Annotated in this window: 20 protein-coding genes, 9 tRNA genes, 1 rRNA gene and 1 pseudogene; 5 read left to right on the forward strand and 26 right to left on the reverse strand. The window is 37.0% G+C overall.

The window, feature by feature from the left end; translation table 11 throughout:
* Positions 1-76 precede the first annotated feature (76 nt).
* From BMY57_RS07170 to BMY57_RS07180, 3 genes are read right to left on the reverse strand one after another with little or no spacing between them, the layout of a single operon-like run.
* Positions 77-376 carry a hypothetical protein gene (locus tag BMY57_RS07170; RefSeq protein WP_091773346.1) on the reverse strand — a complete coding sequence of 100 codons (300 nt, stop codon included), beginning with the start codon at positions 374-376 and terminating at the stop codon, positions 77-79.
* 22 nt (positions 377-398) lie between these two features.
* Positions 399-1,136, reverse strand: coding sequence for a hypothetical protein (locus BMY57_RS07175; RefSeq protein WP_091773347.1), 738 nt, complete (start codon positions 1,134-1,136; stop codon positions 399-401).
* A 26-nt stretch (positions 1,137-1,162) separates the two neighbouring features.
* Positions 1,163-1,654, reverse strand: a complete 492-nt coding sequence (locus BMY57_RS07180) for a hypothetical protein (protein WP_091773348.1) — start codon at positions 1,652-1,654, stop codon at positions 1,163-1,165.
* Between the two features lie 214 nt (positions 1,655-1,868).
* On the opposite strand from BMY57_RS07180, the gene BMY57_RS16270 reads away from it, so the two are divergent.
* From BMY57_RS16270 to BMY57_RS07200, 4 genes are all read left to right on the forward strand, one after another.
* Positions 1,869-2,333: a hypothetical protein gene (locus BMY57_RS16270; protein ID WP_256205266.1), complete on the forward strand. Its 465-nt coding sequence runs from the start codon at positions 1,869-1,871 to the stop codon at positions 2,331-2,333.
* A 247-nt stretch (positions 2,334-2,580) separates the two neighbouring features.
* Positions 2,581-2,955: a Na-translocating system protein MpsC family protein gene (locus BMY57_RS07190; protein ID WP_091773349.1), complete on the forward strand. Its 375-nt coding sequence runs from the start codon at positions 2,581-2,583 to the stop codon at positions 2,953-2,955.
* Positions 2,956-3,260: 305 nt separating this feature from the next.
* On the forward strand, positions 3,261-4,802 hold the full coding sequence (locus BMY57_RS07195) for an NADH dehydrogenase subunit 5 (RefSeq protein WP_091773350.1): 1,542 nt from the start codon (positions 3,261-3,263) through the stop codon (positions 4,800-4,802).
* Positions 4,802-7,426 (forward strand): DUF2309 domain-containing protein, encoded by a 2,625-nt coding sequence (locus BMY57_RS07200; RefSeq protein ID WP_091773351.1) that lies wholly within the window; start codon positions 4,802-4,804, stop codon positions 7,424-7,426. Before BMY57_RS07195 ends, BMY57_RS07200 begins: the two co-directional genes overlap by 1 nt.
* 168 nt (positions 7,427-7,594) lie before the next feature.
* On the opposite strand, the pseudogene BMY57_RS07205 reads toward BMY57_RS07200, so the two are convergent.
* The 4 genes and pseudogenes from BMY57_RS07205 to BMY57_RS07215 all read right to left on the reverse strand — a co-directional run.
* Positions 7,595-7,831, reverse strand: a pseudogene (locus tag BMY57_RS07205) (GNAT family N-acetyltransferase); the annotation flags it as partial.
* Positions 7,832-8,053: 222 nt separating this feature from the next.
* Entirely contained in the window at positions 8,054-8,629 is a 576-nt protein-coding gene (locus tag BMY57_RS07210; protein WP_091773353.1) for a hypothetical protein, read from the reverse strand.
* A gap of 474 nt (positions 8,630-9,103) precedes the next feature.
* Positions 9,104-9,253: a hypothetical protein gene (locus BMY57_RS16055; protein WP_177176346.1), complete on the reverse strand. Its 150-nt coding sequence runs from the start codon at positions 9,251-9,253 to the stop codon at positions 9,104-9,106.
* Between the two features lie 55 nt (positions 9,254-9,308).
* Positions 9,309-9,788: a hypothetical protein gene (locus tag BMY57_RS07215; protein WP_077318178.1), complete on the reverse strand. Its 480-nt coding sequence runs from the start codon at positions 9,786-9,788 to the stop codon at positions 9,309-9,311.
* Between the two features lie 102 nt (positions 9,789-9,890).
* On the opposite strand from BMY57_RS07215, the gene BMY57_RS07220 reads away from it, so the two are divergent.
* Complete coding sequence (locus tag BMY57_RS07220) at positions 9,891-10,421, forward strand: hypothetical protein (protein ID WP_091773354.1); 531 nt, start codon at positions 9,891-9,893, stop codon at positions 10,419-10,421.
* Positions 10,422-10,638: 217 nt separating this feature from the next.
* On the opposite strand, the gene BMY57_RS07225 is transcribed toward BMY57_RS07220, so the two are convergent.
* From BMY57_RS07225 to rrf, 19 genes are all read right to left on the reverse strand, one after another.
* A complete protein-coding gene (locus tag BMY57_RS07225) occupies positions 10,639-11,094 on the reverse strand; it encodes a VOC family protein (protein ID WP_091773355.1) in 456 nt (151 codons plus the stop codon).
* Positions 11,095-11,252: 158 nt separating this feature from the next.
* The gene (locus BMY57_RS07230; protein WP_256205267.1) at positions 11,253-11,738 is read right to left on the reverse strand and encodes an NUDIX domain-containing protein; all 486 of its coding nucleotides are present in this window, start codon (positions 11,736-11,738) and stop codon (positions 11,253-11,255) included.
* A 1,367-nt stretch (positions 11,739-13,105) separates the two neighbouring features.
* The gene (gene glmS / locus BMY57_RS07235) at positions 13,106-14,908 is read right to left on the reverse strand and encodes a glutamine--fructose-6-phosphate transaminase (isomerizing) (RefSeq protein ID WP_091773357.1); all 1,803 of its coding nucleotides are present in this window, start codon (positions 14,906-14,908) and stop codon (positions 13,106-13,108) included.
* 441 nt (positions 14,909-15,349) lie between these two features.
* Positions 15,350-16,693 (reverse strand): phosphoglucosamine mutase, encoded by a 1,344-nt coding sequence (glmM, locus tag BMY57_RS07240; RefSeq protein WP_091773358.1) that lies wholly within the window; start codon positions 16,691-16,693, stop codon positions 15,350-15,352.
* A 42-nt stretch (positions 16,694-16,735) separates the two neighbouring features.
* Positions 16,736-17,974 (reverse strand): CdaR family protein, encoded by a 1,239-nt coding sequence (locus BMY57_RS07245; RefSeq protein WP_091773359.1) that lies wholly within the window; start codon positions 17,972-17,974, stop codon positions 16,736-16,738.
* Positions 17,967-18,782, reverse strand: coding sequence for a diadenylate cyclase CdaA (gene cdaA, locus BMY57_RS07250; RefSeq protein ID WP_091773368.1), 816 nt, complete (start codon positions 18,780-18,782; stop codon positions 17,967-17,969). The genes BMY57_RS07245 and cdaA overlap by 8 nt, the downstream gene beginning before the upstream one ends.
* Before the next feature lie 124 nt (positions 18,783-18,906).
* Positions 18,907-19,551 carry an anti-sigma factor gene (locus BMY57_RS07255; RefSeq protein WP_091773360.1) on the reverse strand — a complete coding sequence of 215 codons (645 nt, stop codon included), beginning with the start codon at positions 19,549-19,551 and terminating at the stop codon, positions 18,907-18,909.
* Between the two features lie 5 nt (positions 19,552-19,556).
* Complete coding sequence (gene sigW / locus BMY57_RS07260; protein WP_091773361.1) at positions 19,557-20,129, reverse strand: RNA polymerase sigma factor SigW; 573 nt, start codon at positions 20,127-20,129, stop codon at positions 19,557-19,559.
* A 201-nt stretch (positions 20,130-20,330) separates the two neighbouring features.
* A complete protein-coding gene (gene rocF / locus BMY57_RS07265) occupies positions 20,331-21,233 on the reverse strand; it encodes an arginase (RefSeq protein WP_091773362.1) in 903 nt (300 codons plus the stop codon).
* 273 nt (positions 21,234-21,506) lie between these two features.
* Positions 21,507-21,582: transfer RNA gene (locus tag BMY57_RS07270), tRNA-Ala, on the reverse strand.
* 20 nt (positions 21,583-21,602) lie between these two features.
* A tRNA-Lys gene (locus tag BMY57_RS07275) sits at positions 21,603-21,678 on the reverse strand.
* A 182-nt stretch (positions 21,679-21,860) separates the two neighbouring features.
* Positions 21,861-21,935: transfer RNA gene (locus tag BMY57_RS07280), tRNA-Gln, on the reverse strand.
* Positions 21,936-21,946: 11 nt separating this feature from the next.
* Positions 21,947-22,031 (reverse strand) — tRNA-Tyr (locus BMY57_RS07285).
* Between the two features lie 10 nt (positions 22,032-22,041).
* A tRNA-Thr gene (locus tag BMY57_RS07290) sits at positions 22,042-22,118 on the reverse strand.
* A 15-nt stretch (positions 22,119-22,133) separates the two neighbouring features.
* Positions 22,134-22,209: transfer RNA gene (locus BMY57_RS07295), tRNA-Val, on the reverse strand.
* An 11-nt stretch (positions 22,210-22,220) separates the two neighbouring features.
* Positions 22,221-22,295, reverse strand: a tRNA-Glu gene (locus BMY57_RS07300).
* A gap of 51 nt (positions 22,296-22,346) precedes the next feature.
* A tRNA-Thr gene (locus BMY57_RS07305) sits at positions 22,347-22,419 on the reverse strand.
* Positions 22,420-22,426: 7 nt separating this feature from the next.
* Positions 22,427-22,501, reverse strand: a tRNA-Asn gene (locus BMY57_RS07310).
* Between the two features lie 93 nt (positions 22,502-22,594).
* A 5S ribosomal RNA gene (gene rrf / locus BMY57_RS07315) occupies positions 22,595-22,710 on the reverse strand.
* Between the last annotated feature and the right edge of the window lies 1 nt (position 22,711).

Genomic DNA, 22,711 nt, shown 5'->3' on the forward strand with positions numbered 1-22,711 from the left:
TATGGTATTCTAGCCATCACAGCATGCCACGTACAATTTGCAACAGCTGTAGCAGAAATAATGTGGAACATCTGGATTATTTCGATGAGGATGTCCCCTGATTTAGGGCTTCATTTCTCAACTCATCGATAAGTTGTTTTCCTTCTATTAACGATAATCCAAATGTCTTTCGTGCTAATTTCACCGCTTTAGCCTCTTTACCCTCTCGAATTTTAACACGAATATCCTCATAAACAGGATGTTCAGGTAAATCGACTTGTTGTTCAATACGCTTCTGTTGATTTGCGAGTGCTGTCACTTTACTTTCTAAGTGCATGACTCTTAAAAACATGGTAAAAAACATGCTTAATAGAAATAGAATAATACCCCATTCCATGTGAATCCTCCATCCCTGTTATTTAATCAAAGTATTGTATTTTTCCATTAGTTGCATTAATGCCAATGTCACAGTCTAACTTTCCACAGAGTACATACTTCTTCAAGTTCGATTGATAAACGTAACGTGGCGTGAGGGTTATATAAGGTTTTAACAGGTTATAAGCTTCTTCTTGACTGAGTTTCACATTTCCTATACGCTCGTACGAAGCAAACACATCTTGAAAAAACTTATTATCTATATAATTTATCACCTTTTGTTGTTCTGCGTTAATAAATATGACCAACTTCCTAGGTATACCTAGTTGAAATGGATCGTTAACAAGATTTAAAGTCGCTAAGATAAAACCATTTTCACGGTGCAATGTTTTCAAAGACCATCGACCTGAATCTTCATTATATAAATTACTTAAAAATTGACGTGTTAGTTTTATAGCCTCTAGCTTCTCTTCTTCTGTGATTGGTTTTGTATCTGGACTCGGTTCTTTACTCCAAGCTTCTTCAACTGTAATGTCCTGTTTTACAAGTAACTCCTCTTCTCGATACGAAAATGGACTTAACGTATCCCAAGTTACGATATAGTCTATTACCACACTAGCTGGATGAGCCTGTATGATTGATACAGTTTCCTTACCTTTATTCGTAATATAGACCTCTTCAAAACCGTAAATAGGTGTAATAGTCTCATGATTCATATCTGGGTAATCGAGCAACAGACATTGTTTATAAATTGTCTCCTCTAATTGGTCTATTTCCAACATAAAAGTATCTCTTTCGATTAATTCCTTTAAAGGAAAAGGCTCAATGATGGAAAAAACAACAAACAGTTATCAGAGTTAAGCTTAACCTTTATTGAACCGACTGGAGATGTTATAATCCCTTGCCAACACGAATAAAATAAATAATTACCAGGCTCTTCTTTTTCCAAACAAAATTGTTCACCATATGTAAGGCCCGTTTCATCTTCTATCCAAGATACAATCGTATCCAACCTTTGATCTGGAAACTGCACACCATCAGCATAAGTTGTTTCTTGAACAAAAACGGCTGAACACACTCGTTTCGTATGAATATTTACTTCAATGACAGCCGTACCAGTTGGATTAGAACCATCTTCTGGTTCTTCTACACCAAACGGAAACCATTCTGTTGTTAATGTGTAATAAGTATTTTGAAAACAATCCACTTGTCGATCTAAATGATGACGCTTCAATACGTATGATGTTAATCCAAATTTCTCATAAATTTCATCCACGATTCGTTGCAATCTATCATCCATTTTTATAACCTGCCTAACTATTAGTAAATTATATTATTCTTACGTTATAACTACCATTTAAGTTTCATAAGGTTTTAAGCATGATGCTCTTCTTATTTACTAATCGTAACTATGTTAATATAAGAGAAAAGTTATTCAATCTACTTTCTATTTCGCTAGGGTATACTCTAAGTATAGATTCTCAACTTATAATGGACATTTAGGAGGCTAGACCGTGAATCCCGAACGTGTAGAAGAATTAATCAAAAATATAGAAGAGATGAAGCATGACGTAGACGAAAAAACAGTCACTAAACTTGAATTGGACAAATACATACGAATCATCAAAAGGTTAGACTCATTTTCTACCAATTGTGAAGAATGCCAGAAGTATTTGGTTGAGTTGGAGAATCATTTTGAAAATATTTCATCTCAAGTTCATCAATTCACCAAAGAAGATTATAAAAATCACAATACAAAAACAAACCAGGTGACCTCGCATTTACAAAAAACACACCATTTAACCTCTGAAAATTATTATATGACAATCTTTATGTCTGTTGGGATAAGTTTGGGAATCCCAATAGGTTTGCTCCTTTTTGACAATGTTGCACTCGGGATGCCTATTGGAATGAGCATCGGTATAGCGATAGGAACAGGATTGGATGCAGATGCAAAGAAAAGAGGGAAAATCATCTAAATTCTAGAAGTATATTGACGTTAATATTTTTTCAATTTACAATTAAATAAGACATTCGAAAGATTATTAATATTAACCTTTTCACATTAAGGACTTTAGTGTCCAGTTATTTTATAAGGTAACTTGATAAAAAAGTCCCTTTAGATGTTTTAGGTTAAGATTATGATTTGTCGGGTATACTTTATCTATCCTATTTTGATAAAGGGTAAAGTATATCTTTGTTTTGTTTAGGAGGAGAATAATACTTATGGACCTTTCCAAAAAAACAAAAGGGTCATTAGAGGCCGAAATAAGCCAGAAGTTAACACAATGGGAAAAAGACTTCCTCGGGCGCGGACCAGTCTCCGTCAAAACTGATATTCTAAGAGATATGATTATTGTTACATTACAAGGTATTTTAACCCCCGCTGAATATAGAGTCTGTAAAACAACTGATGGGGCTATCTCTATCAAAAATACCCGTTCCAGTTTAGTTGAATCAGGTCGACAAGATCTCAGTCAATTAATAAAGGAACTAACGGGTGAAGAAGTGACAACATTTCACACAGATATTAGTACAAAAAACGGCGAACGTCTAATTGTATTTAAATTATCAAGTGATTTACAAAAAAAATTAACCTAAAAAAGTTTAAATGGTAAAATTGACATAAACTTATTTTTCTTTGACTTACATAAAAAAATCAAATAAAATTGATTTGACCTATATAAAGGGAGCTCTTCAAAAAACTTACTGAAAGTTAGTTGAAGTGAAACCGACAATTTCCAAAGTTCAATGATTTTAAATCATCATTGAAGTTTTGAAGTTGTCGGTTTTTTATTGTAAAAATATTCCAATTCACTTAAGCATGTAATGGACAAATAATATGTATGACTTTTTATAAAGATATTTAATGAAATATTTATATTACTTTGAGGGGAGAATACTTGATGTTAGTTTCACTCAGTTCGTTATCATTGTTAACATTATTTTTTATTATGCTTATAGCTTCTGGGCTAAGTGGACTATTGTATTTACACCCACGAGTACCCTTGAGTTTTGTTCGCCTTCATATTGGGATCGTGACTTTACCGCCGTTGGTTTCCCTATTAGCTTTTGCTAATACGACTATTAATGGTATTAATGATCATATTGGACCTTGGCACTTGGATTCTTTAGCTTGGTTAATGGCTTTCTTTGTTCTTTCAATTGGATTAATCATTCAACGATTTTCTGTACGCTTTCTAATGGGAGATCGCTCTTATCGAAAGTATTTTTTGTTTTTTACATTCACGACATGTGTTGCTTCAGTGGCATGGTTAAGTAGTGATCTTCGCTTGATAGTGACATTCTGGGGAGCAACTCTCATTGGTTTAACTTTCCTTATAAAAATAAACAATCAGTGGAAAGTCGCTAGTGAAGCAGCCAAGGTGACTGGTCGTTTACTCGCAGTAAGTTGGCTATCCTTATTAATTGCAGTAATTTGGCTTTTTCAAGTTACAGGCCAATGGCAATTATCATTAGCATTAACAAATGAAAATTTAGCCCAAATCCAAGGTTGGGAAAGTACAGGAATTAATTTATTAATTGTATTAGCCGTAATCATTCCTGCAGCCCAATTTCCTTTCCAAAGGTGGTTAATTGAGTCTGTTGTTGCTCCGACTCCGGTTTCTGCTATTATGCACGCTGGGTTAGTCAATGTAGGCGGGATCATGCTTACTCGATTTTCGCCTCTCTTTAATGGAGATATTGCATCGATTGCATTGCTTATTCTTTCCAGTATTTCTGTATTGATTGGATCAGGAATTAGTTTAGTCCAGGTTGACTATAAACGTCAGTTAGTCGGATCCACGATTGGACAGATGGGATTTATGCTCATTCAGTGTGCATTAGGTGCGTATATAGCCGCCATTATTCATCTTATTTTACACGGTTTATTCAAAGCTACCCTGTTTTTACAAGCTGGTTCAGCAGTCCGTCGTTTTGAAGCATCGAATCGTGTTAATGAAAATCTATCCTACTTATGGATCCTGGCAGGCCGGGCTTTAGGTTTAATAGTAGGGGTTGCTTTTTGGCTCATGGCTCCTGGAGAGGGGTATCAGTTGATTAGTGCGATCATCTTAGGTTGGTCGTTGTCCCTCTCTTGGACACAGCTTATTGCTTTTGGAGAAGGTAAAATTGGTAGAATTGCTGGTTTATTCATATTAGGAAGTGTTGCAGGCGTTTATTTCATCATTAGTCACCTTTTTTATAACTGGTTAGACACCATCTTTTATGAAAGTGCTCAGCCTCCAATGTCAATTGTATTGATTGTCGTCAGTCTTTTAGTATTTGGTAGTGCTATAGGTCCTTGGGTTGCTCGTAATCGTTCTTCAATTTCCTTCACTGTTCTTTATCTTTGGTTATTAAAGTTAGGTGAAGCAAAACCAAGGGCAGTAGACCCCCATCCTAACTACTTTATACAAAATTTGGAACAAGGAGGTAATAAGTGATGAGCGTAACATCCGTATTAAAAAATGAAAACGCAACAAAGGAGGATACAAATATTGGCTTTCAAAATAGTGATTTTGACGTAATCATTGAATCAGCTAGACAAGTGATTGCACCTCTTTGGCCAATTTCTACATTCGCAGCACGTAATCCGTGGATGGGACTTGAAAAGCAATCTTTTGACCAAGTTGCGGGTTGGTTAAAACATACTCGTGATGTTGATATATACCCAAGTGTTTCTATGATCCTTTCGGCAAAGCGTAAAGGTGAAATAGATGAATCCTTTGTGAAAGAAAGCCTACAGCGTTGGCTTGACTCACAATCCTTTAATATCTCTCAGGATAAAGTAGAACATTTTTGCCATTCTGCATTAAAATTAGATTCCTTACCTTCTAACCTGTTATCATCACATGAGTTAGAGAAATTGGCAGAGGAATTTAGTGAACTAAATACAAATAATATCGATCATGGCTCTATGCAGCCGATAAGTTCGCATATAAAAGGTCAAGATAGTGAAAGATTACTCGATATTCTCGATTACCATGTCATCAAGTGGTGTAAATTATATCTTGATGATTCCCAAGCAGGTTGGAAAATGCCAAACCGTGAGGACGGCTTCTATCGTGCATGGAAACGTCTCACTCAGTATGATCCAGCACTGAGTAAAAAACAACGTGACAGTTTAAAAGATTTTCCACAAGACGCTAAATCTGCATTAAAAAAAGCGCTATATGCATTAGAAATACCTGAATCACAACTACAAAGTTATCTAGAAGGCCATTTACTTTCCTTACCTGGATGGGCAGGAATGATGCTTTGGCGCTCACAACAATCGAACCATGAACAGAAACTTTTAACTGAGTATTTAGCAGTACGAGTTTCTATGGAATATGCTCTTATGAAACCTTACTTACCGATTTCTAAACCAATTCCTGAAAATAAAGTGTCGATTGGCCACCTTTTAGCATCTTGGGTCCATTGGGGAGGTCTTTCAATTGAGGAATGGTCCAATATGTCCGTTTCTGAACAAAACGAATATTTAACTTTAGCCTATCAATTTGACGATATAGTTCGCCGAAAAATTTGGCTTGAAGCTTGGGAACTCACTTATACCAATCGATTGATCCAAAAGATCAACTTTAAACAGTCTCAGACCAACGATAAAAAATCGACATTAGCTCAATTAGCATTCTGTATTGATGTACGTTCAGAACCTTTTCGTCGTCAACTTGAAAAAGAAGGTCCATTTGAAACAATAGGAATCGCCGGTTTCTTTGGCTTACCTATAGCAACTTGTGAACTCGGGAATAAACACAGTCATTCTTCCTTACCTGTTATACTCAAGCCTCAAAACAAAATTAAAGAGTTGGCAGAGGAAAATGCATTTAATTCCTATCAACAACGTAAGAAAATCGTTAACTCTTTAAGTAATACATTTAAAAATATGAAGCAGAATGTACTTTCGAGTCTACTTTTACCTGAACTCAGTGGACCGTGGCTTACTCTACAAATGGTAGCACGTAGCTTTACACCAAGAAGTGCAGACCCTTTCATTCATAAGCTTCGTGAGTCATGGTTACGTAAACCTAATACAAAACTATCACTTGATCATGTTCATAACACTGAAGAAGAATTACCGGTTGGTTTTTCTAAAGAAGAAAAAGTGAAATATGTGAACCAAGCATTAAAGTTGATGGGGCTAACAGCTAATTTTGCACCACTAGTCGTAATTTGCGGCCATGGCAGTCAGAGCACAAACAACCCTTATGCTTCTGCTCTCGAATGTGGTGCCTGTGGTGGAGCGGCTGGTGGATTTAACGCTAAGGTGTTAGCTACTTTATGTAACCTTCCAGAGGTAAGAGAAGAGCTTTCATCTGAAGGAATTGAAATCCCTGAAGACACTGTTTTCGTAGCAGCTGAGCATAAAACAACAGTAGACGAATTAGAATGGATTTATATTCCCGAACTTTCCGAAGCAGCAAAAGAGGCATTTGATCGTATCCAAGCTATTATGCCGAAAGTGAGCGAACATGCAAATGCCGAGCGTCTGTCCCAATTACCTAATTTTAAACGGAAACTTAATAAACCGACTGCTGAGGCACACCGATTTGCGACAGATTGGAGTGAAGTACGTCCCGAATGGGGGTTAGCTCGTAATGCTGCTTTTATTATCGGACAACGTGAGCTAACTAAGGAATGTGACTTGGAAGGTAGAGCCTTCCTTCATAATTATGATTGGAAACAGGATGAAAACGGAGATCTCTTAGCTAACATCATGGCAGGCCCAGGCACCGTATCCCAATGGATTAACCTGCAATATTATGCTTCCACGGTAGCACCTCATTATTATGGAAGTGGAAATAAAGCTACTCAAACCGTTACTTCGGGTATCGGTGTGATGCAGGGGAATGGGAGTGACTTATTAGCTGGATTACCTTGGCAATCCGTCATGAAATCAGATGACGAAGCCTATCATTCTCCTCTTCGATTGCTGATTGTCATCCAAGCCCCTAACGAATATGTAGAACGATTACTAAAAGAGGATTCTGTATTTCGAGAAAAAGTTCAAAATGGATGGGTTCGACTTGCTAATGTTGATCCAGAAGGACGTTGGAAAAATTGGTAGCTATTTTAAATGACTTGTTATATTTGAGATTTCTAGCTCAACAAGAGGTTTAGAATGTTAAAGGGACTTAGAATTTTTCTAAGTCCTAAATTATATGTGAATACTTCTTTATTTTTAGTGCAATTTCACATTTATGCTTATTTAATTGCAGTTCAAGAACAAATAAACTTAATCTTCAATAGTAAACCTCATAAATGGCAGCATACGACCCTCAAAAACAGTAGACGGGTTTTCACTAATTTTTTTCGCGCCCATTTTTTCATAAAAGCCTTTCGCATTAGGGTCACTATCAATAGTGAAGCTCTTTATTCCTAATTCCCGCGCTGTTTGAATGACGTAATTCCACAATTTCTTTCCAAAGCCTTTTCCTATGAAATTTGGATTTATGTATAGAAAATCAAGGCTATCTGTTTCTCCCCTAGTTTTACAAAATAGAGATAAGGGTTAAGAAGAAAGGATAGGAATTTTTCATGCTTTTACTCATGCCTTTCTCCCCCCTTTTGCACCGCCAAACATCCTTCCTCCTTAAATCTGTAACGAAAGACCGAAGGTCTTAAATGCCAGAGAGAAGAGCCAGAATAAGATAAAGAATAAGCCAGTTCAAATGCCCGATAAAAAGCCCGAAAATCAATTATTGGCCTCTGTTTTACCTCTTGATTTAATTCCATAAATACTCATTAAATAACTAATACTCCTAGAGTTAACATTGTATTCTTTTGCTATTTCTGCTTGGCTCTTTTGCTCTATTATATAAAGATAATAAAGGTCATCCTTTGAAATTTTTTCTTGAAGTGGTCTCTTTCTATTTTGATGTTTCTGCTTTCTTGGGATACCGTACTTTCTTAATAGATAATTAATATGTTGCCTGGTTACTTCCTTTCCTAATGATTCGGCAATTTTTGCACTACTCATATTTTTTACCACATACAACTTATATAGCTTTTCCTTCGGCATGATCTTATTGAAATTGTGATGTTTTCTACCAGTACATATATCACATAACTTTTCCCCTTTTTCTATTCTCCTAGAGAAAGTTCTTGTACTAATTTCTTGTGGAGGGTGTATTTCGTTTGGACAGTTAATTATAAAATGAGTAGCCTTCTTACCCCTAATAATTTCCATAAGTTTGTACCCATCGCCATCGCCCATTTTGCTTTCAACCAATGTCCGTGTCCATTTAATAGTCATATATCCTTTATTCATACTCCTTTTACAAGTATTTGTAATACAGAGTATTGCCAGGATAAATACTTTTATACAAACTTAATTATTATGCCCAAAGACCTCTTCCTATATACCTTTTCCTATAGTCAAAGGATAAGGAATTTTCGATATTTTTTTATCTAGATAGTAGTCAATAGGTAGCTGGTCGAGCGTTTCGAGGTGTTTTCTCTTTCGATAACTACTTTTTCCCCTTAAAAACATAGGATAAAAATGAAGTATTGTAGCATAACTTTAAATGCTTTTACAGTTAGGAAACTACTGAATAGGGAATAGCGATACGTTGGATATGTACTATATGAATCTGAATCCTATGGGTCGAAATTTCTAAGGAAATAGAGGGATATTGGTATAAAAAAGAACTGGACTCGCCATGGAATCCAGCCTGAATTGGTGTTTAATACGCTTGGAAGATGCTAATGCAAATCCTTTTAAGTGCATAAATGATTTATTTATCTATTCTTTTACATATACAGTCACCCAATGTCCATCCCCAAAGTTAAATCCTATCTTTTCTGATATAAATCCATTACTTTCTAAGACTTTCTTAATGTACTCCACTAAGTCCATTTCCATCACTTTTGCATTAACCTCTTGGACCTCCATAGTAATTTCATTTTCTCCATATTTATCATACTGTTTTATAAAATCACCTAACGAATCAATTACTATCGCTGCTACACTTTTGTTTCTTCTTTGAATCTTCTTTTGTAACCTTTGGAAATAGTACAAAACTTGCTTTTCTTGTTGGAAAACGCAACTTTTTCGTATCAATAAATCTCCTTATCTTATCATGATCAGCTCCTATATCTGTAACAGGTAAAGCAGCCACGATTCTCTCAATATCATCAACCGTTTCAATATTACCAGCACCTATAATCTCAAAGTACTCACTGACCACAGGTTTATACATCTCTTCATATACCGCATGAAATGTCGATTTATTTATGTTTTGGTCATAATAATCCATATTCAATGGATCATAGTAAACCACTTTAAAGCCTGTTCCAACCTGATTCATTTTGACGAAGATTAGACTCCAATTAGCCACCCTACATATAAATGCATGTCCTGCTTCTATTACTTTAATTGCACTTCCATAACCATTATCTAATTTGTTTACTTCCATCTGTGTACTCATTTCGATTCCTCCTATTTCTTTTGTTTATGATTCTATTATATATAGGCAATTGAATTAAAAGGTGACGTTCCAAGTCACATTTAGAATTTTGGGAGGAATTTCATGAACAAAACATTAGACCAACAGACTATAGCTGAATTAAAATTATACATTAGAGACAATGGTCTAAATAAAGCAGCTACAGCCCTAAAAAGACAGTTCCTTGCTAATGACTCAACTACGGTATATAGTCCATCATCACCGCCTGTGGATACTTATTATGGTAAAGGTATCTTTGGAGCTTTAAAACAAAGGATCAAAAGGGTGAAAAACACTTATACACTCGGAGAGTATGTGGAGTCGCTTTTAAATGAACGGAATAAGAGCTTTTCTGTTGACCTTGAAAAGTTTGGTATTGACCGATTTTATAAAAATAAAGTTATAAAAAACAAAATAAACCCATCAAAACAAAAACTTCTTTGCCTTGCAATTGCATTACGATTAAATATTGAAGAAACTAATGAATTGCTTAGAAGAGCCGGACTTACATTAGCAGAAGAAAATTCTGTCTTTGACAATATTTTAGGGTACTTCATAGAAAGAGGGATTTACGATCCTATTCAAATTGATACTTATTTGGTTGAATTTGGGTGAATCACCAATGTTCTCTATTGAATAAAATTTCGGGATAGATCTGAATTAGAACAGGAGGAGGGAGATGCTCCTCCCTTTTTGTCGCCTCAACAATAAGACGAACAAGAAAAGACTGAATCATATAGATCCAGCCTTAATTTGTATAAATTTAATGCAGTTAGTTAATCTTATTTCATCTTTCATTAACGCACCCTTTAGTTGAAGATGAAATAATTTATTATTTATTTATTTCTTCCCACTCACTTAAATACATACGATCTGTTATGTTTTTGGGATTATCTATTTTACAAATAAATTCTAAACTATTACCATCAGGATCATTAAAATGAATTTTAGCGTGTGCATAATCTTCGTGAGGCATAACAAAAGGTTCCACTGGCTTAAATCCAAAAGCCTCTCTAGGTTTATATCCTTTGTTCTTTAACCAAGTTACCGATTCCTTTAGTCCTTGTAATGAAACTTGAAAAGCTATATGTCTTATAGATGGATGGTATTCAAGTTCTACTCTATCGCTTTTCCATAAACCCAACCAACTCTTATCTTTTTCAATCCATAAAAATGCCAACCTATTCTCAACGGTATGATCAAGTTCAAGTCCTAGGTCAGTATAAAACTCTATTGAACGATTTAAATCACTTACTGGTAAATGTGCTTCATATAATCCTTTTATCAATGATTTTCCCCCACAATTCTATAACTTTCAATTTTATTATAACCTTCACGAGATTCTTGTTAAACTAATTCTACCCCTTTAGTTAAATAACTTCAACAAAGAAGGTACTTCTCCTTCTTTAAGAAAAGCACCCGTTAACTCAATAAGAAAATCAAATTTTATTTTATATAATCAAATATCTTAATATCTACTTCATCTATGTAACCAATCTGTTGCTTTAAGTCCCATAGGTTTATTGCCGACGTTTCATTATTTTTCTGAAATGGTTGCAGTTTTTCAAGAGTAGTAAAATAAACAGGATTATACTTAATTTCATTCTTGGTTACGTTTTTTACTTTTAACAGACCCTTAAATTCTAAATCCGAAACGTTCTGACCAGTTTCTTCGTAAAGTTCTCTTATAGCACAAGCCTTTGGTGTTTCATTCTCCTCCCTTTGTCCTGCTGGCAATTCCCATTGCTTTCTCAATGTGTTATAACATATAAGATATTTATTATTACATTTTATTACTGAATAAGAACCTGCCAGTCGGTGATAATCATATACTTCAGTTTCTTTCACTACAAGAAAATCGAGAAATTTGAAACCGTTATTCTTAGTAATTGTCAATAATATCCCCCCAGTAAATTGAACTTCCTTCTTCAACTCTTTGCCCCGTTAGTTTAAGTACATTTATTCACAAACTCCATTTTCCTATTCTCCTATCATTAGTATACAAGAACAAAGTTAAAAGAACACCTGGAGATTAACTTAGAGCTATACCAAGAGATTAAATTAACAATCGAAGAATAATGAAGGGACTAGAAAGTTTAGAGAACTCCTCTCTCATAAGATCCTTTTGTATAGTTACGTTAATTTAATATAAATTTTTAATAAGTACACCCCCTGTTTACCCGTTCATTCGATTATAGGAGTAGGAGGGGATTTATATGAGTAGAATTATTAAAGGTCACCTAATTAATATGTGGATTTATTATTGAATTGGATATTGGATAAACCCAGTAATGACAAGGATTTAGGAACATAACTGTATTGAAAAGCTATTGGAATAGACATAAAAAACTCGGGCTCCTGATGAGGAAAACCCGAGAAATTATTGGATCTATATTGAAATAAGCAAATGTTTATTACTACGGAATTGGTGTTGGGAGTAGCAAGAGTTTATTATGGTTGCTAAGAGTTTATTATTGATCTACAATTCTCTCTCCAACCAAGTTACCGCTTAGATGTGATTCGTTTGAAGAAACATATCAACTGACTGGACTTCCTTCATTTCATAGCTACTACTTCTAAAAAATATATTACAATTTCAATTAGGCTCTATGCCAAATCTCATTTGCAGTAATTCGACCTTAGCAATTCTGCCTTCATCTTGATTCATTTCTTTTCTTCCCTCTACTATATGTATCTGTAACTTAGTTGGTATCCGCCTAAATCCCCTTCAATCCCTTCCCCCCCAACAGTTATCCCCTCTTTTCTCCCTTATGGCAATGGAACTTAGTTCTTCCCCAAAACACCCGATTTCTCCCTCTTTTTTCTGTTCTGGCTTGTATAGAATATTCCGCCATTATAACTAAGTTCTTCCCGGAATAGAAGGAAGAATTAAGAGAAAAGACTGGAAAAAGTGATAAAACTTATTGGAAAAGCTATTGAAAAAGACACGAAAAGTGAATGGAAATCCTTCGGATTGATACAGTTAGGATAACAACTGGAAAGGGATTGGACACTGCCAGAAACCACGATTGGCAGGGATTGGAGGACTTTCTCCCGTATTGGGAAAAAGAAAAAGGGACGAAATCCTACTGGACCCGCCCCGAATTCTGATTGATATTTGATTGAAAAACCGATTGATATTTGATTGAAAAAGCATTGGAACATTGTGTGCTTCCGTTCTTCTCTCCACCCTCTTTTTTCTACTCCGATACCAACTAAGTTCCATCAGGGAAGAACAAAGTTACGTGGGGAAGGAGTGAGTTACAGGGAGATAACATCAGCTATTTTAAGTTTTTAAATTACTCCACCGTCACCGACTTAGCCAAATTCCTCGGTTTGTCGACGTCACAGTCACGATGTAGGGCTGCGTAGTATGAGATTAGCTGTAACGGTAATACCGACACTAACGGTGTTAGAAGTGAGTGAACGTTCGGGATGACAAATGCATCGCCTTCACGATCGAGTCCTTCTAAACTAATGATACAGTCATTAGCTCCGCGTGTCACAACCTCTTGTACATTGCTTCGAATTGAGCTATTCACGTGCTCTTGTGTTGCAAGAGCAATCACTGGTGTACCGTCTTCGATTAATGCAATCGTACCGTGCTTAAGCTCTCCTCCAGCAAATCCTTCAGCTTGAATATAAGAGATCTCTTTAAGTTTTAACGCACCTTCTAATCCAACGTAGTAGTCTAAGCCACGTCCGATGAAGAAACAATTGCGAGTGGTTGACAGATAGTCGCGAGCGATTTGCTCGAATACGTCTTTTTGATCGCATAAAGCTTCCATTGCGCTTGAGACGATCCCTAGTTCTTTCATTGGATCGAAGCCTAAAGTTAAGCCTTTGGCACGTGCTGTATCAACTGCAAGAATCGCTAATACGGCCATTTGTGCGGTATAGGCTTTCGTTGATGCAACGGCAATTTCTGGCCCTGCATGTAAGTGTAACGTATAGTCTGCTTCACGAGAAAGGGTTGATCCCGGCACGTTTGTAATTGTTAGTGCTGGGTGTCCTAATTTATTGGTTTCCACTAATACTGAACGTAGGTCTGCTGTTTCACCACTTTGTGAAATGAACACGAATAGTGGTTTTTCAGATAATAGTGGGAAGTTATATGAGAATTCACTTGCTACGTGTACTTCTGTTGGTACTTCCGCAATCTTCTCTAAAAATTCTTTTCCGATTAATCCAGCGTGATAGCTTGTGCCAGCTGCAATAATATATACACGGTCACATTCTCTCATCGCTTGGCGAATATCTTCATCGAGTTTAATATCATCATTGTCATCCTGGTATTTTTGGATGATTTTACGCATAACAAAAGGCTGTTCGTCAATTTCTTTTAACATGAAATGAGGATAAGTGCCTTTTTCGATGTCGCTCGCATCGATTTCAGCTGTAAATGGCTCACGTTCAACAGGTGTCCCATCTAACTTTTGAAGTTCCACACTGTTTTGTTTAACAATGACCACTTCTTCATCCATTAATTCCACGAACTGATCTGTGACTTGTAGCATCGCCATAGAATCACTTGCTACAACGTTAAAGTTATCGCCTAAGCCAACTAGTAACGGGCTTTTATTTTTAGCCACATATACTTCCTCAGGCTTTTCTGAGTCTAATACAGCTAACGCATAAGAACCGTGTAATAAGCTAACCGTCTTGCGGAATGCTTCAAGCGTGTTACCTAATTCTTGGGCAAACTTTTCAATTAACTGTACGATGACCTCAGTGTCTGTTTCACTTACAAAGTTCACACCTTCAAGATATTCACTTTTAAGTTCTTGGTAGTTTTCAATAACCCCATTGTGAACTAAAGTGAATCTTTCAGTAGAACTTTGGTGAGGGTGAGCATTCGTCTCGCTTGGCTCACCATGAGTCGCCCAACGTGTATGACCGATTCCTGTTGTAGCTTGAACGTTCTCATCAACCGCTTCACGCAATGTGGCAATACGTCCTTTTACTTTAAATACGTTTAGATCGTTTTCTGAACGTACCGCAATCCCCGCTGAATCATATCCACGGTACTCTAACTTTTCTAGTCCTTTTAAAAGAATTTCCTTTGCGTCTTCATGACCAATATATCCAACAATTCCACACATGTTGTGTTACCTCCTAAACGTGAAAGAGGCAAACAAATTCCTGTTGTATTCAGGGGCATTCGCTTGCCCCTTTCTCGTATTCTATATTTAGTGTCATCTTGTTTAAGTTGGTTGTGCATAGAGTTGCCTCTATGTTTTCAACTAAAACATTCAGCTGAGATGACTAGCAGCTGGAAGGCACCCGCCGATCATTCGATGAAACCTTCTCCTCGTCAACTATTTCTAATAATACCGTTCATAGAAATAGTCCTGGCGCTTTAAATTATTATGACCTTCTACGCTCCTTTCCATTCTTGAATGGCGTCCATTTCAAACAGGACAATTAATATTTTACTTGATTTGTCTAATCCTGGTCAATTACATTTTATTAACAAATAGCCTGTTATGATTAAAATTGGCATAGGGCATTATAACCCTATGCCTCATACATATTTTATGATATTACATGCCGAGTGTTTCTTCGATTACTTCAACGACTTGATTAACATATTTCTCACAATCTTCTTTTGTCGGAGCCTCAACCATAACACGCACAACAGGTTCTGTACCTGACGGACGGACGAGTACTCGACCTTTATCACCTAGCTCTGCTTCCACTCGGTCAATTTCATCTTTGACTTTTTCATTGTCCGTTACGGCACTCTTGTCAGTCACACGAACATTTTTAAGCTCCTGTGGGAACTTCGTCATATCTCCCGCAAGCTCTGATAAAGATTTTCCTGTCTCTTGCATCACATTAACTAATTGTAGAGCGGATAACATTCCATCTCCAGTCGTGTTATGATCTAAGAAAATGATATGGCCTGATTGCTCTCCACCTAAGTTATACCCATTTTTACGCATTTCTTCCATCACATAACGGTCACCGACTTTCGTTTTAACCGTAGAAATCTCTAATTCATCAAAAGCACGGTACAACCCAATATTACTCATAATCGTGGTTACAACAGTATCCTTCTTTAATCGACCTTGCTTCTTATAGTAGCTACCACATATAAACATAATTTTATCGCCATCTACGATATTACCTTTTTCATCAACCGCAATTAAGCGATCCCCATCTCCATCAAAAGCTAACCCAAGATCCGCACCTTGTTCAATGACAGTCTCGCGTAATTTATCAGGATTGGTAGAACCATAACCATCATTAATATTCAAACCGTCTGGTGAAGAACCGATTGCCATAATATCCGCTTCTAAATCCGCAAATAAGTGAGAAGCAAGTGGCGATGTCGCTCCATGAGCACAGTCTAAGACGATTTTGACACCATCAAAGTCCTGGTCTATGGTTTGTTTTAAGTGTTGTAAGTATTTCTGGCCACCTTCATAGTAATCCATGACTTGGCCAATCTCTCCACCGACAGGGCGTGGTAATTCGTCTTCTGAGTCTAATAGTGCTTCAATTTCATCTTCCTGAGCGTCTAATAATTTAAATCCGTCAGAGCCGAAAAACTTAATTCCGTTATCTTCAACTGGGTTATGTGAAGCTGAAATCATCACACCTGCTTGAGCACCAGATGCTTTAGTTAAGTATGCGACACCTGGTGTTGAAATAACCCCAAGACGCATGACTTCAACACCAACTGAAAGAATACCCGCGATTAATGCACCCTCTAACATTTCTCCAGATATACGAGTGTCTCTACCAACTAATATTCTTGGCTTTTCTTCTGAGTCTTTTGTTAAAACATAACCGCCACAACGGCCAAGTTTAAACGCTAATTCTGGTGTTAATTCTTGGTTTGCAATGCCACGGACACCATCTGTACCGAAATATTTACCCATATCTTTTCGCTCCTTTTTCTCACACATTCTATTCTTGTCTATTTACTGTATACGGACACGTACCTGTTCGGTATCAGTTCTCCATCTAATACCATCTGGTGCATCAATTTCAATTGATTTATAAACTTCACCTTCAATGGTTTCTGATACATCAATCCAGACACGGATATCTTCTTCACTTAACTCTTCTAGGTCTTCTTCTTTTCCTATAAATGTAACATCTATTTCACGTTCTTCAGGGTCAATAAATGTAATATCTTTACCTTCCATCAAGTTATCAACTTGAATCTCCAGATCTGTTAATTCACGCTCTTCAGCTTCTGCGACTTCTACATCAACTGAAATGGTTTCAGGTTCGACTTTTCTGATCCCTGAAGGCACATCCAGTTCATGTTCAATCGTTGTAGTTTCTCTAATTTCAGATAAATCTATCACAATTGGATCGATTTGGTCAATACCATTTAAAGTATCCTCGGGTCCATACATCGTAGCCGTAGCAGGTGTAACGTTTATATCTTCTAACACTAAATCCTCACTTAATTCACCTGTTGTCTCAGTTGATATTGGTAAACGCTTGTCTGATATTGAAACGTCCGCCTCTACGTTAACAGTTGATGGACTGATAAACACATTCAACTCATTTCCTTGTGGATCATATACTTTGACGGGTATGTTCCGTGAATTCCCATCCTCTGTTATGTCGTTAAAATCTACAATCGCCTTTACAATTCCAATTCGATCAATTTCAGATTTCGGGCCTGTTATTTCTACTTCTGAAGGTCCTATCGTGGGTGGAGAAGCGAAGACCTCTGATAGCTCGGTACCGTTTCTCCCGACGAATTCGATTTCTACTGGTAGAGTAACGCTTGAACGTTCTTCAATGGTTACTTCAACTGTCTGTGGTTGAATGAATACGCTTAATTGACTCGACATTCCTTCGTGTTGTACGTCAACTTCATGGGTACCTGGTTCCAATCCATTTAAATTAATAAAAATATCAAAGTTACGTTGTCTAACAGCTTGAGTTACCACACTTACTGGACCTTCAACTGTCACTTCAACAGTTTCAGGAACCCCACGAACCACATAACGTTCTTCTTCTAAATCCACCTGTAATGGAACATTCTCCATCGTTTCCGTTTCAGTCGATCCATTAGGAAATAGGAAAGGTTCTTCTGTTTGAGAGGTGTTGTCATCTAACGTAACCGTTGAATAAAGTAATAGTGCTAAAAACAATGAGACTATCCGCGTGAACCATGGGCTTTTAATCCACTTATCCATTCGTTATTCCCCTCCAGTTCCACGTCTTGCTACTCTCATGACTTGCATGTAGTTCTTTCATTAACATTTTTCTTAAATCTTCTTCTTCTAATTTTCTATGAAGCTCACCATTTTTCGTTGCTGAGATCATACCTGTTTCTTCAGATACTACAATGGTTAATGCGTCTGTTACTTCACTTACACCCATTGCAGCGCGGTGACGCGTCCCTAATTCCTTAGAAATAAATGGACTTTCGCTTAGCGGTAAATAACAAGCAGCAGCAACTATTTCATCACCTTTGATAATAACGGCTCCATCGTGAAGTGGAGCATTAGGCATAAAGATATTTGTTAATAATTCACTCGTTAATTTTCCATTTACGTTCGTTCCTGTTTCAACGTATTCACTCATACCTGTCTCAAGCTCAATTGTAATTAACGCCCCAATACGACGTTTACTCATATATTTACATGAACTAATAATCGCTTCAATGGAATCGTTAATGGCTTTTTCCTCTGAGTGAGAGTGACGCGAAAAGAAGCTACCACGGCCTAATTGTTCTAAAGCACGGCGAATTTCTGGCTGGAACAATATAATCACAGCGAGGAAACCCCAATCAATTGCTTGAAGAACTAACCATTGTACTGTTTTTAGTCCTAAAATCGAACTAAAAAACCATATAACTAGTACAACAAAAATCCCTTTAAGTAATTGAACGGCCTTCGTTCCTCGTATTAATGAGAATAATTTATATATAACGAACCATACGACAGCAATGTCCAGTACGTTTCCTAGCATACGTAAAAGGTCAAAATCTTCCCACACTATGCCACACACCCTTAAGTCTATATTTCTTTTCACATTTTCTCCATTGTATTCCATTTTAATTATAGCATAAATTGATTAGCCTTCCTTTGCAAAAATAAAACGTTTAGCAGAATCCTGCTAAACGTTAAGGGGTAACAAATGATAAGAAGTTTTTGAATTCATGTTCAACTTTATGATACATCCAGGCGAAGTATTGATCGATTTCAACAACTTTACCATCGACATGATGTGACCAAGATGCGACTTGCATATCATGGTGATTATGGCTATCAACAATTTGACTATTCACAAGAGTTAAATTACCTTTTACTTTACCTTCTAATACAACCTCTGCATTTCTAACAATAAAATCGCCTTCAATTATAGCACTCTTTGGTATAATGACCCGATCGCCTTCTGTAATGACATCTTCATGTTTAGATAAGGACATTTGTTGATTTGAATGAAAACTACTAAGTGTCGAGGCAAACAACATAATAAAGAAAACGACCGCAGCTGAAATTAACGGATGCTCTTTAACAGATTTCGAAAACTTTTTAGTCTTAGAATCCTTAGGCAATTGATTTAGAATGTTTTGTTTAAGGTCATTAGGTATTTGAACATCTTCTATCTCTAAAAGTTGATGGTCTACCTTCTTTAGTTCTTGGTAATGGGTTTGACATTCTTTACATTCCATCAAATGATGTTTTAGACAATTTTCCTCGTCATGGGTTAATTCTGAATTTAATAATCGATGTAATTCTTCCTCGAAAATTTGGTTACACGCCATCTTTATCAGCTCCTAATGGTCTTAACCAGACTTTTTCTTAAAGCCTCTCTACCTCTATGGAGATGGGTTTTCACGGTCCCGACCGGTAAATCTAATGATTCAGCTATCTCTTGTAAAGACAAATCTCTGACATATTTAAGAACAATGACAGATCGGTATTTAATCGGTAATTCTAATAAAGCTTCTTGTACCGTATCATTTAACTCTTGTATTTCTAAACAATCTTCAGGTGTAGGCCCTTCACTATTGATTTGATCAAGATGTGTGCTACTATAATCATCACTAATAGGTTGATCTAAAATGTGAAGAGGCTTTTTCTTACGCATCCAATCGATTGTTAAGTTTGTAGCAATACGGTATAGCCACGGTGCAAATTTATTTTTATGCTTAAAAGATTGAATACTCGTATAAGCCCTTACGAACGTCTCTTGAGTTATTTCTTGAGCATCATGATGATTACCTAGCATCCGATAACAATGCTGGTAAACCCCATGTTGATAGTAGTCTATAATCTCCCCAAAAGCTTCATGGTTGCCCTTTTTTACTTGTTTAATTAGTTGATTCAGCCTGAAATCCATAAAATGTCCCCCACAATTTTGGGGTCATGCTTTAATACGTCTAATATCTTATTAGGTTTCACTTTTTATTAAAAAACTTCGCATGACCTTAAATACCATTCCATTATACTAGAAATTTACAAAAATAAAATTTGAATTCAAAATATAATTATAAAAAAATTAAGGCCAAAACACCTAAATTGGTGTTCTGGCCTTAAGTGATTATAAATATTTTTCACCGAAAAGCGTTGTTAACATGTCCACAGCTATTTCTGCAGTTTTGTTTTGGTCATCTAATAATGGATTTACTTCAACGACTTCAACTGACGTTAATAGACTTGATTCATGAAGCAACTGCATAGCATATCTTGTCTCTCGATAAGATGGTCCACCTTCTACCGGTGTGCCTGTCCCAGGTGTATAGGCAGGGTCAATGCCATCCACATCTAAGCTTAAGTGTACACCATCTGTACGTTCTTGAAGGTAATTAATTGCTTTTAGTATGACTTCATTCATACCGTGCTTTTCAATATCATGCATCGTATAAACTTGAATCCCACGCTCTTGAATAATCTTTTTCTCACCTTCATCAATTGACCGAGCACCAATGATGACAACGTTTTCAGGTTTAACTTTAGGAGCAGATCCATTTAAGTTGATAAGTTTTTCATGACCAATACCAATGCTCGCTGCTAAGGACATTCCATGTATGTTTCCTGATGGAGAGGTTTCTCCCGTGTTTAAATCAGGATGAGCATCATACCAAATTACACCCATATTTTGATAATACTCATGCAATCCTGCAATTGTACCAATCGCTATACTATGGTCACCACCTAATATTAGTGGAAACTCACCCTTTTTCTTTATATCTTTTACGCTGTTTGCTATAGATTCATTAGCTTGTGTTACCTCTTCTAAGTTTTTTAAATTTATTTTAGGATTTATTTTATACGTCCCATCCATTGGAACCTCAATGTCACCATAATCTTCTAATTTTATACTTAAATTTTTTAAGCGATCGATCAATCCAGCATGGCGCATAGAATTGGGGCCTAAATCAACTCCCATATTTGGTTGAGCTATGGTTACTGGAGCTCCAACAATTCCTAGTTTTCGATTCATTAGTTGTACCCCCTTCTTTGTCTGAACTTATTTTATCCATAAGATTAGGATGGTTCAACTGGACAAAAACATGAATAAATATGCAAAATTGAAAGCGATTACAACCCTAGTGTTTATAGATATTCAAGAAATGTTAAGTAGTTCAAAACAATAATACCCATAGCTTGTTAAGAGGTTACTTTCTATTCGCAAACAAACCATTCGATAGTACAGCTTTTTTAAATAAAAAAAGTTGCTCCCCGATTAAGCAGAGAACAACTTTGGTAACTGATATGGTGGAGCCTAGCGGGATCGAACCGCTGACCTCCTGCGTGCAAAGCAGGCGCTCTCCCAGCTGAGCTAAGGCCCCTTCAGTTAAGTTATGTATAATGGTGAGCCATGGAGGATTCGAACCTCCGACCCTCTGATTAAAAGTCAGATGCTCTACCAACTGAGCTAATGGCTCAAAACAAGGATATCTATTCCTAAGAAATATGGTTGAATTAAAATAATTCAGATGCTCGTCGCGTTACAAGTATTTCGGCGAAGCCTACGCTCCTCGCAAAACCTACAACTGAGCTAATGACTTATTTAATTACGTTCATATTCTAAACGAATGTGTGAAAACTTATCCTAAAAATAAAAAAATGGCTGGGCCACCAGGATTCGAACCTGGGCATCACGAGACCAAAACCCGTTGCCTTACCGCTTGGCTATGGCCCAATCATTTAAAATGGTGGAGGGGGAGAGATTCGAACTCCCGAACCCTGAGGGAGCGGATTTACAGTCCGCCGCGTTTAGCCACTTCGCTACCCCTCCATATGATTGGTGGTGCCGGCCGAGGGACTCGAACCCCCAACCTACTGATTACAAGTCAGTTGCTCTGCCAGATTGAGCTAGGCCGGCGATTATTTAATTAAATGGTGGAGGATGGCGGGCTCGAACCACCGACCCCTTGCTTGTAAGGCAAGTGCTCTCCCAGCTGAGCTAATCCTCCAATTGTATAAGTGGTGACCCGTACGGGATTCGAACCCGTGTTACCGCCGTGAAAGGGCGGTGTCTTAACCACTTGACCAACGGGCCAAACAAAGAAGTCATTTCTATGGTAGATTAAAAAGGTTGTACACTTTCCAAAGCTTCCTACCGGGCTTGAACCGGTGACCTCAGCCTTACCATGGCTGCGCTCTACCGACTGAGCTAAGGAAGCATAAAAATGGCTCCAGCGGCAGGATTCGAACCTGCGACCGATCGGTTAACAGCCGATTGCTCTACCACTGAGCTACGCTGGAATGTTGAAAAATGTCATTAATGGTTACCATGTATTCTACCACAATCTGTAGAGATAAAAAAATTAAAATATGAGTATATTTTAATTTAATTTCGCCCGGCAGCGTCCTACTCTCACAGGGGAAAGACCCCAATTACCATCGGCGCTAGAGAGCTTAACTTCTGTGTTCGGCATGGGAACAGGTGTGGCCTCTCTGCCATCGCCACCGGAC

This window comes from Piscibacillus halophilus (genome assembly GCF_900110685.1).
GTDB classification, from domain to species: Bacteria; Bacillota; Bacilli; order Bacillales; family Alkalibacillaceae; genus Piscibacillus; species Piscibacillus halophilus.